This window comes from Streptomyces sp. NPDC005898, from assembly GCF_040629635.1.
Lineage (GTDB): Bacteria > Actinomycetota > Actinomycetes > Streptomycetales > Streptomycetaceae > Streptomyces.
Genome location: NZ_JBEXWC010000001.1, coordinates 211,927 through 226,079, shown reverse-complemented (window position 1 = coordinate 226,079; position 14,153 = coordinate 211,927). Strand labels below are relative to the sequence as shown.

11 protein-coding genes and 1 tRNA gene are annotated in these 14,153 nt (G+C 73.5%); 8 read left to right on the top strand and 4 right to left on the bottom strand.

Features of this window, described 5'->3' with window-relative positions; genetic code table 11:
- Position 1: 1 nt before the first annotated feature.
- Together ABZ385_RS00810 and ABZ385_RS00805 are read right to left on the bottom strand one after the other, a co-directional pair.
- The gene (locus ABZ385_RS00810) at positions 2-1,528 is read right to left on the bottom strand and encodes an amino acid permease (protein WP_358908902.1); all 1,527 of its coding nucleotides are present in this window, start codon (positions 1,526-1,528) and stop codon (positions 2-4) included.
- Between the two features lie 58 nt (positions 1,529-1,586).
- On the bottom strand, positions 1,587-2,573 hold the full coding sequence (locus ABZ385_RS00805) for a hypothetical protein (RefSeq protein WP_358583465.1): 987 nt from the start codon (positions 2,571-2,573) through the stop codon (positions 1,587-1,589).
- A gap of 284 nt (positions 2,574-2,857) precedes the next feature.
- Here ABZ385_RS00805 and ABZ385_RS00800 point away from each other — a divergent pair, with 284 nt between their 5' ends.
- The 6 genes from ABZ385_RS00800 (at position 2,858) to ABZ385_RS00775 (ending at position 10,601) form a co-directional block, all read left to right on the top strand.
- Complete coding sequence (locus ABZ385_RS00800) at positions 2,858-4,318, top strand: FGGY family carbohydrate kinase (protein WP_358908900.1); 1,461 nt, start codon at positions 2,858-2,860, stop codon at positions 4,316-4,318.
- Positions 4,315-5,799, top strand: coding sequence for an FAD-dependent oxidoreductase (locus tag ABZ385_RS00795; RefSeq protein WP_358908899.1), 1,485 nt, complete (start codon positions 4,315-4,317; stop codon positions 5,797-5,799). The genes ABZ385_RS00800 and ABZ385_RS00795 overlap by 4 nt, the downstream gene beginning before the upstream one ends.
- Positions 5,789-7,018 (top strand): FAD-dependent oxidoreductase, encoded by a 1,230-nt coding sequence (locus ABZ385_RS00790; protein ID WP_358908897.1) that lies wholly within the window; start codon positions 5,789-5,791, stop codon positions 7,016-7,018. The genes ABZ385_RS00795 and ABZ385_RS00790 overlap by 11 nt, the downstream gene beginning before the upstream one ends.
- Before the next feature lie 153 nt (positions 7,019-7,171).
- Complete coding sequence (locus ABZ385_RS00785; protein ID WP_358583449.1) at positions 7,172-7,693, top strand: MarR family transcriptional regulator; 522 nt, start codon at positions 7,172-7,174, stop codon at positions 7,691-7,693.
- A gap of 121 nt (positions 7,694-7,814) precedes the next feature.
- A complete protein-coding gene (locus ABZ385_RS00780; protein ID WP_358908895.1) occupies positions 7,815-9,002 on the top strand; it encodes a thiolase family protein in 1,188 nt (395 codons plus the stop codon).
- Positions 9,003-9,086: 84 nt separating this feature from the next.
- Positions 9,087-10,601, top strand: a complete 1,515-nt coding sequence (locus ABZ385_RS00775; protein WP_358698676.1) for a long-chain fatty acid--CoA ligase — start codon at positions 9,087-9,089, stop codon at positions 10,599-10,601.
- 15 nt (positions 10,602-10,616) lie between these two features.
- Here the strand turns inward: ABZ385_RS00775 and ABZ385_RS00770 are convergent, their stop codons facing one another.
- Together ABZ385_RS00770 and ABZ385_RS00765 are read right to left on the bottom strand one after the other, a co-directional pair.
- On the bottom strand, positions 10,617-12,683 hold the full coding sequence (locus tag ABZ385_RS00770; RefSeq protein WP_358698670.1) for an MDR family MFS transporter: 2,067 nt from the start codon (positions 12,681-12,683) through the stop codon (positions 10,617-10,619).
- Positions 12,684-12,780: 97 nt separating this feature from the next.
- Positions 12,781-13,314 carry a DUF309 domain-containing protein gene (locus ABZ385_RS00765; protein ID WP_358698671.1) on the bottom strand — a complete coding sequence of 178 codons (534 nt, stop codon included), beginning with the start codon at positions 13,312-13,314 and terminating at the stop codon, positions 12,781-12,783.
- Positions 13,315-13,421: 107 nt separating this feature from the next.
- Between ABZ385_RS00765 and ABZ385_RS00760 the strand changes: the two genes are divergently transcribed.
- Positions 13,422-13,495, top strand: a tRNA-Pro gene (locus tag ABZ385_RS00760).
- A 252-nt stretch (positions 13,496-13,747) separates the two neighbouring features.
- Positions 13,748-13,951 (top strand): hypothetical protein, encoded by a 204-nt coding sequence (locus ABZ385_RS00755; protein WP_358698672.1) that lies wholly within the window; start codon positions 13,748-13,750, stop codon positions 13,949-13,951.
- Positions 13,952-14,153 lie beyond the last annotated feature (202 nt).

The following is a 14,153-nucleotide window of genomic DNA, read 5'->3' as shown; positions in this document are numbered from 1 at the left end:
CTCAGACGATGCCCTCGGCGACCTCGGCCTGCTCGCGGTCCGAGCCGTACGCCTGAGGCGTGCTGTAGGAGCGGCGCGCCACGAACCACCACACGGTGGCCAGGATCAGCACCACGGCCAGCGCGATCGACGCGTAGTTCATCGTCTCGGCCGTCACCGGCGAGGTCTGCGGCAGGCAGAACAGGACGGTCACGAACGCCACCCAGACCACCGCGATCCAGCCGATGGGCCTGCTCCAGCGGCCGAGGTTCCACGGCCCGGGCCGGAAGCGGTTGCCGGCGCGCAGCCGCAGGAAGATCGGAATGGCGTAGGCCGGCGTGATGCCGATGACGTTGATGGCGGTCACGGCGGTGTACGCGGTCGTGGAGTACAGCGAGGGCAGCGCGATCACGGCGGCCAGGCCCACCGAGAGCCACACGGCGGGCACCGGCACCTGGGTGCGGGAGCTGACCTTGCGCCACAGCGCGGAGCCGGGCAGCGCGTTGTCGCGGGAGAACGCGAACACCATGCGGCTCGCCGCCGCCGTCTCGGCGTTGCCGCAGAAGAGCTGCGCCACGATCACGATGAACAGCAGCGCCGTCGCACCGGACTCGCCCAGCGCGTCGATCATGATCTGGGCGGGCGGCACACCGGTGTCCGTCTTCAGCGTGCCCGCGTAGTCCTGGATGGCGAAGGTCAGCCCGGCGAGCAGCACGAACCCGGCGATCCACGACGCCCAGATGGCGCGCACGATGCCGCGCGCCGCCGTCACCGACGCGTTGGAGGTCTCCTCGGACAGATGGGCGGAGGCGTCGTACCCGGAGAAGGTGTACTGGGCGAGGAGCAGGCCGATCGCCGTGACGTAGAGCGGGTTGTCCCAGCCGGTGCCGTCGTTGTACATGGTCAGGACGTCCGACACCGACTGGTGGTGGTCCGGCACGAGGGCGAGCGCGCCGACGATCACGGTGACACCGGCCAGGTGCCACCACACGCTGATGGAGTTGAGCAGGCTCACCAGGCGTACGTTGAACAGGTTCAGGACGGCGTGCAGCAGCAGGATGCACAGGAAGATCAGGAAGGTCTTCTCCGCCGTCGGCGTGAAGCCGAACCGCAGGTTCAGGAACGCCCCGGTGAACAGCGCGGCACCGTAGTCGATGCCGGCGATCGCGCCGAGCAGCCCGAGCAGGTTCAGCCAGCCGGTGTACCAGCCCCAGCGGCGCCCGCCGAGCCGGTCGGCCATGTAGTACAGGGCCCCCGACGTCGGGTACGCGCTGGTGACCTCGGCGAGCGCGAGACCCACGCAGAGCACGAAGAGGCCGACACCGGCCCAGCCCCAGAGCATCACGGCCGGGCCGCCGGTGACCATCCCGAAGCCGTACAGCGTCATGCAGCCGGACAGGATGGAGATGACGGAGAAGCTGATGGCGAAGTTGCCGAAACCGCCCATCCGGCGGGCCAGGACGGGCTGGTAGCCGAGTTCCCTGAGTCTTTCCTCCTCGTCCTGGCGTGGCGCGGGGACGGTGCTCGACGACCAGGTGGTGCGGGACACGGATGGACCTCCGGATGGGGGAGCGGGGAGCGGGGGCGGGGCGGGGGCGGGCGGTTGCCTAGCCCGGTGCGCGGGAGGCCGCGAAGCTGCGGGCGCGGGCCTGGACGAAGACCTCGGCGGCCGCGTCCGTGTCCTGCGGGGAGTGCGTGCGGTACGTCCACGGCGCGACGGTGAAGAAGGGGTCGAGCGCCTCGAACACCCGGGCCGCGTCGTGGAACTGGTGCGCGCCCCACAGCGCGTGCGCCAGGTGGTTGAGGTCCAGGAGCGAGGTCGCCGTGGGCAGCGCGTGGTCGAACCACAGGTGCAGGGCGCGCAGCGCGCCGCGCGTCGCGTCCTCCGAGATCCAGTGCAGGTCGAGCGCCCGTTCGTGGCCGGCCTCCCTGCGGTAGCGCTCGACCCGTACGTACAGGGGCAGCAGATGCAGCGGCGAACCGGCCGGGGCCGCCGCCGACGCCCACTGCACGAAGTTGTACGCCTCGGTGAGCGGGCCCTGGGCCCGGCGCCCGTACACGAACTGGAGCATCCGGTGGTAGGCCTCGCGGTTGCCGGGGTCCCGCTTGTCGGCCTCGGCCAGCAGCTGCCAGGGGCCGGGGAAGAGCATCGGCTCCGGGGGCGCCAGCCGGTGCTCGTCCCACCGCTGGCCCTCGTCCAGCTGGGCCAGGGCCAGCAGGCAGATCCACGGCACGGGGTCCTCGGGCGACAGGGAGGACGCGGCGGCGCACGCGGCGACGGCGTCACGCCACAGGTCGTTGGTCCGCCGGTGCCCGGCCCGGTGGGCGCGCAGGGCCCGCTCCACCAGGACGCGGGCGTGCAGGACGGCCGCCGACGCGCTGTGCGGCTCCTCGGCGCGCCAGGCGCGTACCACGTCGGAACCGGCGACGGCGGCCGCCAGTATCTGCGTGCGCTGCGTCCACAGTCCCCAGTCGGGCGTCTCGGTCAGCAGGTTGCGCGTGGAGACCCAGCGACCCGCCTTGAGGTCCTGGAGCACCGCGCGCAACGGTTCGTCGTGGCCCGCCGGGTGGTACACCGGACGGCCTAACGGCATCGGCATGAGTCCTCTGTTGGGGGAAGAGGGCGAAGGAGGCGTGTACGTGTCGGGTCGGCAGGGGCGTGGGTGAAGAGTGCGTCGGACAAGGGGCTGCGGTGAAGGGGGTGTTGATGATGTTGTTCGGCGGACAGTGTAGATGCGGCCCTCCCCTGTGCAGGGCACTTCCCGCATCTTTTGCGATCGGCTTCTGTCAACACGGCGCGCCGCGCGCTCATTTACCGCCGTTACCTGATCGCTCCGGTCCCTTGACGCCCTCCGTCCCCCTGTAGCAGGCTTCCGCGGTGATCACCTATGAGCGGCCTTCGGCGCGGCCCGTGCTCGCCGTCGACCAGGGCACCTCCGGGACGAAGGCCCTCGTGGTCTGCCCGGAGCGCGGCGTGATCGGTTCCGGCACCGCCGAGGTGCGCCCCCGCCACCTGCCCGGCGGCCTCGTGGAGGTCGACCCCGCCGAGCTGCTCACCTCCGTGGTCGACGCCGGCCGGCGGGCGCTGGCCGAGGCGGGCGAACCGGTCGCCGCCGTCGGCCTCGCCAACCAGGGCGAGACCGTCCTGGCCTGGGACCCCGACTCCGGGCGGCCGCTGACCACGGCCCTCGTCTGGCAGGACCGCCGCGCCGCCTCGCTCTGCGCGGAACTGGCCGAGCACGCCGAGGAGTTGCGCCACCTCACCGGCCTGCCGCTCGACCCCTACTTCGCCGCTCCCAAGATGGCGTGGATACGTCGCCACCTCACCCGGCGGGGAGTGGTCACGACCAGCGACGCCTGGCTCGTCCACCGGCTCACCGGCGCCTTCGTCACCGACGCCGCCACGGCGGGCCGCACCCAGCTCCTCGACCTCGACGACGTCACCTGGTCACCGCGCGCGCTGGAGCTCTACGGCCTCACGGAGGAACGCCTGCCCCGCGTCGTCGACGCCGCCGGCCCCGTCGGCACCACCACCGCCTTCGGCCCCGAGATCCCGCTCACCGGGCTCCTCGTCGACCAGCAGGCCGCACTCCTCGCCCAGCGCGTGACCGAGCCGGGCAGCGCCAAGTGCACCTACGGCACCGGGGCGTTCCTGCTCGCCCAGACCGGAGGACGGCCCCGGCGCGGGGACTCCGGTCTGGTCAGCTGTGTCGCCTGGCGGCTGGGCGGGAAGACCGACTACTGCCTCGACGGGCAGGTCTACACCGCCGCGTCCGCCGTCCGCTGGCTCACCGACCTCGGTGTGATCGGCGGCGGCGAGGACATCGACCCCGTGGGCGGTGCCGTCCCGGACGCGGGCGGCGTCACCTTCGTACCCGCGCTCGCCGGGCTCGCGGCCCCCTGGTGGCGCGGCGACCTGCGCGGCTCGCTGACCGGGCTCGGCCTGGACACGGGCGCCGGGCACGTGGTCCGCGCCCTGTGCGAGGGCATCGCCGCCCAGGTCGCCTCGCTCGCCGACGCGGTGGCGGCGGACCTGGGCGGGCCCCTGACGAGCCTGCGGGTCGACGGCGGCCTGACGCGCTCGACGCTGCTCATGCAGTCCCAGGCCGATCTGCTCCAACTGCCGGTCGAGGTGTCGGCGTTGCCCGACGCCACCGCGCTCGGCGTGGCCGCGCTCGCCCGCATCGGCCTGGACCCCGCGCTCCCGGTCGCCGAGGCCGCCCCCGCCTGGCGGCCCGCCGCCACCTACGAGCCGAGGATCGGCCCGGACGAGGCCGCCGCACGCCTCGCGGGCTTCCGTTCGGCGGTGGCGGCGCTGATGGAACGCACGCCGTCATGAGCGGGAGCGACGCCGTGGCGGACGACTGGAGCGCCGGCCGTGTGCTGAGGAGCGGCGCGCCGCCGGAGGCGACGTACGACGTGACCGTGATCGGCGCCGGAGTCGTGGGCTGCGCCATCGCCCGCGAGCTGGCCCGCCACCGCGGCCTGCGCATCGCCCTGGTGGACGCGGCGAACGACGTCGGCGAGGGCACCTCCAAGGCGAACACGGCGATCCTGCACACCGGGTTCGACGCCGTGCCCGGCTCTTTGGAGGCCCGCCTCGTCCGCGAGGGCCGGCGGCTCCTGGCCGCGTACGCCGCCGCGTCGGGCATTCCCGTAGAGCCGGTCGGCGCCCTGCTCATCGCCTGGGACGAAGAACAACGCGCCGCGCTGCCCGCCCTGTTGCGCAAGGCGACGGACAACGGCTACGAAGCCGCGCGGATCATCGGCCCCGAGGAGGTGCGGGCCCGCGAGCCGCACCTGGGACCCGGGGCCCTCGGCGCGCTCGACGTACCCGGCGAGAGCGTCATCTGCCCCTGGACGACCACCCTCGCCTACGCGACGCAAGCGGTGCGCGGCGGCGTCGACCTCCACCTCGACTGCCGGGTGGAGCAGATCGCCTCGACGCCGGCACGGCACGAACTGGCCACGAGCCGCGGCACCCTGCGCACCCGGCACCTCGTCAACGCCGCGGGCCTGCACGCCGACACGATCGACCGGCTGCTCGGCCACGACGACTTCACCGTCACCCCGCGCCGAGGCCAGCTCATCGTCTTCGACAAGTTCGCCCGCGGCCTGCTGCGCCACATCCTGCTGCCCGTCCCGACCGCCCTCGGCAAGGGCGTGCTGGTGGCCCCCACCGTCTACGGAAACGTCCTCCTGGGGCCCACCGCCGAGGAGTTGGACGACAAGACGGCCACCGGGTCGACCGCCGAGGGCATCGCCGCCCTCCGCGAGAAGGGCCGCCGGATCCTGCCCGAACTGCTCGACGAGGAGGTCACCGCCGTCTACGCCGGGCTGCGCGCCGCCACCGAGCACGACGACTACCGCATCCACGCCCACCAGGAAGAGCGCCGCGTCACGGTCGGCGGCATCCGCTCGACCGGGCTCACCGCCTCCCTGGCCATCGCGGCCCACGTCACCGAACTCCTCGCCACCACCGGCCTGCACCTGCCCCCGGCCCGCGATCTGCCGCCCGTGCGCATGCCGAACCTCGGCGAGGCCTTCCCGCGCCCCTATCAGCGCGCCGACCTCATCGCCGCCGACCCCGCGTACGGCAGCATCGTCTGCCACTGCGAGCGGGTGACGCGCGGCGAGATCCGCGACGCGCTCGCGGGCACCGTCCCGCCGGGCTCGCCGGACGGGCTGCGCCGCCGCACCAGGGCGCGCGGCGGGCGCTGCCAGGGCTTCTACTGCGGGGCCGAGGTGCGCCAACTCTTCGAGCAGGGCTGCCGGCGGGATGCCGGGAGCGGTGGGGAGCGGGGTCCGGATGAGGCGTGAACGCATCGTCGACGTGCTGGTCGTGGGGGCCGGGCCGGCCGGTCTGGCCACCGCCGTGGGCCTCGCCGGGTCGGGCGTCGGCGAGATCGAGGTGGTCGACCGGGAGCGGCGGGCAGGCGGCGCGGCGCGGCACTGCGCGCACGGCGGCTTCGGCCACCTCGGCACGACCGGGGCGCGGTACGCCGAGCGCTGGGCGGCCGCGGCCGTCGGCGTCGGAGCGGTCCTGCGGACCGGCGTGACCGTCACCGCCTGGTCGGGCCCGCTGACCGTGGACACCACCGGCCCGCACGGCCTGGAGCGGATCACCGCCCGGGCCGTCGTCCTCGCCACGGGCGCGCGCGAACGGCCGCGCGCGGCACGGCTGGTGCCCGGGACCCGGCCCGACGGGGTGTTCACCACGGGGGAGTTGCAGCGAGCCGTCCACGGCCACGGCCGGCGGATCGGCACGCGGGCGGTGGTGGTCGGCGCGGAACCCGTGAGCTTCGCCGCCCTGGACACACTGCGGCGCGCCGGGGTCGAGGTCGCCGCACTCGCCACGGAGCACCCCCGCCACCAGGCACCGCGCGCCCGCGCCGCCGAGGCCCGGCTGCGGCACGGCATCCCGCTGCTCACCGACGCCACCGTCACCGACATCCTCGGCAAGGGGCGTCTGTCGGGGGTCCGACTGCGGCGCCGGGACGGTGCGACGGCGCACCTCGCCTGCGACACGGTGGTCTTCACCGGCGATTTCGTCCCCGATCACGAACTGGCCCGGCACGGCGGGCTGCCGCTCGACCCCGGCACGCGCGGCCCCGCGGTCGACGGTGCCTTCCGCACCGCCGAGCGCGGCGTCTTCGCGGTGGGCAACGTCCTGCACGCCGCGGAGACCGCGCGCGTGGTGACCCGGGAGGGCATCGCCGCCTCCCTCGCGGTGTGCCGCTACCTCACGGACGGTGACTGGCCCGCGGTCTCGGTGCCGCTGCGGGTCACGGGCCCGCTCGCCTGGGTGGCCCCGAACCGGCTGGTGCCGGCGGAGGAGGGACCGGGCGAGGGCTTCATGGTGCGGACGACGGAGTTTCTCGCCCACCCCGTGCTGACGGTCACGCAGGACGGCAGGACGCTCCACCGAGCGCGCCGCCGACGCCCGGTGGCCCCGAACCGGACCTTCCGTGTGTCGGGGGAGTGGACCGGGCGGGTGGACGCGCGCGGCGGCGCCGTACGGATCGACCTGGCCCCCTGAGACCTCCACGGCCTCGGCGCCCCGCCCGTCTCCGTGCCCCGCACCCACCCCCGCGCCTCGCACCCGGCCCCGCGACCTGCGCCCGCGTCCGCCTCCCGCGAAACAGCATAAGAAACTTACGTAAGTCGGCGAGCCGTTCTTAGAGTGGACGTCATGCCGAACGACGCACCGCACACCCCCTTGACCGGCGACCCGGACGCAGACGTGGAGATGGACGTGGACGACGGACACGCGGACGGGGAAGCAGACCTGGACGTGGCGGCCTTCACCGCCGCGATCGAGGACTTCAACCGCTTCTACATCCGCCTGCCGGTCCTGGAGAAGCTGCCCTTCACCACCCTGTCCGTGCTCGACACCCTCGCGTTCGGCGGCAGCCCGCGCCGGCTGACCGAGCTGACGAAGACCGAGCAGGTCAGCCAGCCCGGCATCACGCAGCTGGTCACCCGTCTGGAGCGGGACGGCCTGGTGGAGCGCCGCCCCGACCCGAGCGACGGCCGCGCCGTCCTGGTCCACATCACCGAGGCGGGCCGGGAGATCGGCCGCTCCCGCCGCGCCGACCGCTCCCGCCACCTGCGCCCGCTGGTCGAGCGGCTCACCGACGAGGAGCGCCGGGCGATCACGGCCGCCCTGCCCGCCCTCACCCGGCTCGCGGAACTGGGGCGCGCCCAGGCGTAGGAGAGCGGGGGCGGGGCCCGGCGGCGACCCCTCTTCCCACAGCCCCCGCCTCCCGCATAGACTCCAAAACTAGCAGCGCTAATTAACGCAGCGAGACCGCAAAACGATCCGGAGTCGTATCGTGCGCACCGTCCACTTCGCCGCCGCCCGCCGCACCCCCATCGGCAAACTCCGCGGCGCCCTCTCACCCGTACGCCCCGACGACCTCGCCGCGGGCGTCGTGAGCGGACTGCTCGCCGACCTGCCGCAGCTGGACCCCGCCCGCATCGACGACATCTACTGGGGCGCCGCCAACCAGGCGGGCGAGGACAACCGCAACGTCGCCCGCATGGCCGCCCTCCTCGCCGGCCTCCCGGAGTCCGTGCCCGGCGCGACCGTCAACCGGCTGTGCGCCTCCGGCCTGGAAGCCGTCACCACCGCCGCGCGCACCATCGCCGCCGGCGAGGCCGACATCGTGCTGGCGGGCGGCTCCGAGTCCATGAGCCGCGCCCCCTTCGTCCTGCCCCGCCCGGACGAGGCCCTGCCGCACCGCATGGAGACCGCCGACACCCGCCTCGGCTGGCGCCTGACCAACCCGAGGATGAAGGACCTGCACGGCGTCCTCGCCATGGGCGAGACCGCCGAGGAGGTCGCCGAGCGCCACGGCGTCTCCCGCGAACGCCAGGACGCCTTCGCCCTGCGCAGCCACCAGCGCGCCGCCGCCGCCCGCAAGGACGGCCACTTCGACGACGAACTGCTCCCCGTCACCCGGCCCGACGGCGTCGTGGTCGACACGGACGAGTGCGTGCGCGAGGACACCTCGTACGAGAAGCTCAGCGGCCTCAAGCCGGTCTTCCGCAAGGGCGGCACGGTCACGGCGGGCAACGCCTCACCGATGAACGACGGCGCCGCGGGGCTGCTCCTCGTCAGCGAGGAGGCGCTCAACGACCTGGGACTCGAATCCCTCGGGCGGTACGCCGCCGGGGCCTCCGCCGGCGTGCACCCCGACGTCATGGGCCTCGGGCCGGTCCCTGCCACCCGCAAGGTGCTCGACCGCCTCGGCTGGAGCGTGGACGACCTCCAGGAGGCGGAGTTCAACGAGGCGTTCGCCGCCCAGGCCCTCGCCTGCGTCGACGCCCTCGGCCTCGACCCGGAGCTGGTCAACCCCTCCGGCGGCGCCATCGCGCTCGGCCACCCCCTCGGCTGCTCCGGGGCCCGCATCCTCACCACCCTGCTGCACCGCATGCGCCGCACCGGCGCCTCGCGCGGCCTCGCCACCATGTGCGTCGGCGTGGGCCAGGGCAGCGCGCTCCTCGTCGAGCGCGACTGAGCCGGCCGGGCGCGCCGCCGGGCGCGCCCCGCCGAGCAGCAGTCCGAACCACCGAAGGCCGCACGGAAACGGAGCACCACCCCCATGGCAACGCTGTCCCTCGCCGCCGTCCTCGCCGAACCCGCCCGCCGCCACCCGGACCGCATCGCCCTGATCGAGGGGGAACGGCGCTTCACCTTCCGGGAGTTGTGGCACGAGGCCCGCGCGCAGGGCGCCGCACTGGCCGAACTGGGCGTGCGGCCGGGGGACCACGTGGCGCTGATGGCGCCCAACACCGCCGAGTTCCCGCAGGCCTACTACGCGATCCTCGCCGCCGGGGGAGTGGTCGTCCCCGTCCACCTGCTGCTCTCCGCGGAGGAGGTCGAGCACGTCCTGCGCGACAGCGGCGCGCGCCTGCTCCTGTGCCACCCCGCGCAGGCGCACACGGGAGCGGCGGCCGCCGAGGCCACCGGCGTGCGCATGCTGGAGCTGGGCGCCGCCGGCGAACTGGAGGCGCTGACCCGCGCCGCCGAGCCGCTCGCCTCGTACGCCACCCGGGACGCCGACGACCCGGCCGTCATCTTCTACACCAGCGGCACCACCGGCGTCCCCAAGGGCGCCGTGCTCAGCCACTTCAACCTGGTGATGAACGCCACCGTCAGCGCCTTCGACGCCAACGACGTCCGCCCCGACGACGTCGCGCTCGGCGCGCTGCCCCTCTTCCACGCCTTCGGCCAGACCGTCTCCATGAACTCCACCTGGCGGGCGGGCGCGACCCTGGTCCTGCTGCCCCGCTTCGACGCCGCGCGGGCCATCGAGCTGATGGTGGCGGAAGGGGCGAACACCTTCCACGGCGTCCCCACCATGTTCGTCGGCCTGGTGGCGGCCGCCGCCGGCGCCCCCGAGCTGCCCCGGCTGCGCCTGTGCGTCTCCGGCGGCGCCTCGCTGCCCGTCGCCGTACTCGAACGCTTCGAGGAGGCCTTCGGCACGCCCGTGTACGAGGGCTACGGCCTCTCCGAGACCTCCCCGGCCGCCTCCGTCAACCAACCCGACCTCGGCACCAGGGCCGGCACCATCGGCCACCCCCTGTGGGGCGTCGACGTGGAGATAGCCCGCGCCGACGTCGACGACCGGGTCGAGCTGCTGCCCGTCGGCGAGCTCGGCGAGGTCGTGGTCCGCGGCCACAACGTCTTCTCCGGCTACCTGGGCCGCCCCGAGGCCACCGCGCAGGCGCTGGTCGACGGCTGGTTCCGCACCGGCGACCTGGGCACGAAGGACACCGAGGGCTTCCTGAGGATCGTCGACCGCAAGAAGGACGTCATCATCCGCGGCGGCTTCAACGTCTATCCGCGTGAGGTCGAAGAGGTCCTCATGCGCCACCCCGACATCGCGCAGGCCGCCGTGATCGGCCTGGACCACCCCGTCCACGGCGAGGAGATCTGCGCCGTCGTCGTCCCGGCGCCCGGCGCGGCCAGGGACCCGGAGGCCATCATCACCTGGTCGAAGGACCACCTGGGCCGCCACAAGTACCCGCGCCGCCTGGAGTTCACCGACTCCCTCCCGCTCGGCCCCAGCATGAAGGTCCTCAAGCGGGAACTGCGCACCCACTACAAGGCGTAGGCGGCCCTGCGGGGTTCACCGCGACGCGAACGACGCGCCCGCCGTCTCCGAGGCGAGCCCCTGCTCCAGGTCCTCCGCGAGGAGCCGCTTGGCGATCGTGTCGAGCGCCGCGGTGAGCTGCTCGTCCGGCGGCCGTCCGAGGTCCTTCTCGATCTCCTCGGCCAGCCAGGACGACCACGCCCCGGAGATGACGTCCGCCTCGCGCTCCCCGGCGGGCGTCAGGGAGAAGTACGTGCCGGTGTGGGTCAGATACCCCTCCTCGGCCATGCGGTCGAAGACCGGCACGAGCACCTCGGCCGGGATCCGGCGGCGCGCCGCGATCACGCCGAGACTGGCGTACCCCACCATCCGGGTGAAGAGCGCCACCTGCATGACCGCCCACGCGCCAGCGATGTCCAGACGCGTGTCGGAACCCTTGATGATGCCGCGCGCGGTGTCCATGCCGACCTTGCCGACGACGCCTGCCACACTCCGCTCCAGGACGTGCCCGGAGTCCCCGCTGCTGGGCTGCGCGAAGCCCTCGCCCATGTCCGGCGCGCCCATGCGGGCACTGTCGCGCAGCTCGACCTGCTTGAGGAAGAGCGCCACCAGGAACCCGACGAGCGCCACGGGGACGGTCCACAGGAAGACCGTGTGCAGGGTGTCCGCGTACGCCTCGACGACCGGCGCCGCCGCGGCGCCCGGCAGCTCGTGCACGCCCTGCGGGCTCTGCGCGGCCTTCGCGATGGCCGCCGGGTCCGCCGCGCCGCTCTCCGCGGCCGCCGCGACGCCGTCCTTCAGGTTCGGGGCGAGCGTGTTGGCGTAGATCGTGCCGAACACCGCCGTGCCGAACGAGCTGCCCAGCGTACGGAAGAACGTCACCCCGGAGGTGGCGGTGCCCAGATCGCCGTACGCGACCGTGTTCTGCACGGCGATCGTCAACACCTGCATGCACAGACCGATCCCGGCGCCGAGCACGAACATGTACAGCGACTCCAGCCACGCGCTCGTGGCGCTCCCCATGAGCGAGAGCAGATAGAGCCCGAGCGCCATCACCAGGGCGCCGACGATGGGGAAGATCCGGTACGTTCCCGTCTTGCTGACCACGTTGCCGCTGAAGACGGACGCGATGAGCAGCCCGACCACCATGGGCAGCGTCCGCACGCCCGAGATCGTGGCCGAGTCGCCGTCGACGTACTGCAGGTAGGTCGGCAGGAACGTCATCGCGCCGAGCATCGCGAAGCCCACGACGAAGCTGAGGATCGAGCAGACCGTGAAGACCGGGTTCGCGAAGAGCCGCATCGGCAGCATCGGTTCGGCGGCGCGCGTCTCGACGACGCAGAACAGCGCCAGCGCGATCAGGCCCCCGACGAACAAGCCGATGATCGTGGGCGACCCCCACGCGTACTCGTTGCCGCCCCAACTCGTCGCCAGGATCAGCGCGCTCGCCCCGATCGCGACGAGGGCGATGCCCAGATAGTCGACGACCGGCCGCACCGCCGACTTCACCACGGGGATCGTGCGGGCCGCCGCGATGACCACGACGATCGCGATGGGCACGTTCACGTAGAAGGCCCAGCGCCAGGTCAGATGGTCCGTGAAGAGCCCGCCGAGCAGTGGCCCGATCACGGTGGACACCCCGAACACGGCCCCGATCGCACCCTGGTACTTGCCGCGCTCGCGCAGCGGGATGACATCGGCGATCAGCGCCATGGACGTCACCATCAGCCCGCCCGCACCGATGCCCTGCATCGCGCGCCAGGCGATGAGCAGCGTCATGTTCGTCGACAGGCCGCACAGGAACGATCCCGTGATGAAGACGACCGCCGAGACCTGGAAGACGACCTTGCGCCCGAACAGGTCGCCGAACTTGCCGACCAGGACGGTGGCGACGGTCTCCGCGAGCAGATACGACGTCACCACCCACGACATGTGTTCCGCCCCGCCCAGATCCGACACGATCGTGGGCAGCGCCGTGCCGACGATGGTCTGGTCGAGGGCGGCGAGCAACATCCCCAGCATGATCGTCACGAAGACGACGTTGCGGCGGCGCCGGTCCAGGGCGGGCGGCGCCTGCACCGCGGCGGCCCGCTGATCGGTCATGGTCACACGGCCACCCTCACATCGGGCCGGGGCGGCTGCATGCGGGGCCGGTCCGGTCCGGTGACACCACACGGTGTGGCCCATGGGGGGCTCCCCTTCAGCGGGCGGTGTCCCCGCGCAGCCGAGGGGCGTGGTGGACCGCGTCCACCGGCGTCCGCGTCCGCTCCAGCAGGTCCGCGAGGGCCTCGGCCCAGCCGACGAGCCCCGCGATGTCGATCCCGTACGGCCGCTCGCGCCCGCCCGGCGCGCCGCGCCAGGACGTGACGGCCCCCGCCCCGCGCAGCAGCAGGCGCGCCCCGCCCCTGACGTTGCCGCGCGCCGAGTGGGTGAGGCCCACGGCCAACTGCGCCAGCCCCTTCCACAGCTCCCGCTCGTTCGGTGGGCCGGACTTCCAGGCGTCCTCGAACACCTCGTGCGCGTGGAAGGGCCGACCCGCGTCCAGCAGGGCCTGCGCCTCGGCCACGGACTCCTCGGGGGTCCGCACGACTCCCTCGGGCTGGCGGGCCACGCCCTGAGTGCCGTAGGGCAGCGGCCGCCCGAGCCCGTCGCGGGGCCGCTGGTTGCGGGCCCGGCCCTCCTCGTCGCGGTCACGGTCGCGGTCACGGTCGTCACGTCGGGGTGCGGTGCTCATACGGCGATTGTCGCGCGTACCTGACGGCGGTCACCGGGGAACGGAGCACCCGTGCGTGTGGGGTAGAGTTCTACCTGTGATCACGCGGGACACCGCAGGGAACACACCGGGACGTGGCGCAGCTTGGTAGCGCACTTGACTGGGGGTCAAGGGGTCGCAGGTTCAAATCCTGTCGTCCCGACTCGAAAGAGTCGCAGATCAGGGGCCGTTTCAGAGCAATCTGAAACGGCCCCTGATCGTTTTCCGGGCCCATCTGGGGACCAGCTCCCTCGCTGAAGATCTGGTCCCCGCTGATGTCGTGCTCGGGCCGCACCCGGGACGATCACGCGGGAGCGGGGGTGACCACCCGGCCCTGCCGGCGGTGCTCGCGATCAGGAGGCCCGGCCCGCCCCGTGGTCTCCCGCGGCGCCGGGGTCGTGGCCCGTGGTGGCGCGTGCGTACGAGTACAGGGCGGATGGCGGAGGCGGCGGACGGCGCCCTCGTCGCGTCCGTCGCCCTGCTGATCGTCGCCGTCGCCCGCCGCGGCCTGCGCTTCGCGGCCGGCCTCCAGTACGTACCGCTCGGCCTCCAGCTGCTAGCCCTCATCGGCTTAGGGGTCGCCGCCCTCGCCCGCGACGGCGCCCAGGGGTCTCGCTGAGCTGGCTCAACCCCCTCGCGATCGCGTGCAGCTCGTCGTCGTACCCGAGCTGCTGCTCGCCGCCGACGGACCGCTGCTCGGCCCCACCCCCGAAGGCTGGATGGAGCGGACCGTCGAGCCGATACCGGGCCCGACCACCGACCGGGTGTGCGCGCTCGCGCGGGAGACCGGCCTCTGGCTGAGCCCGGGCAGCCTCTTCGAG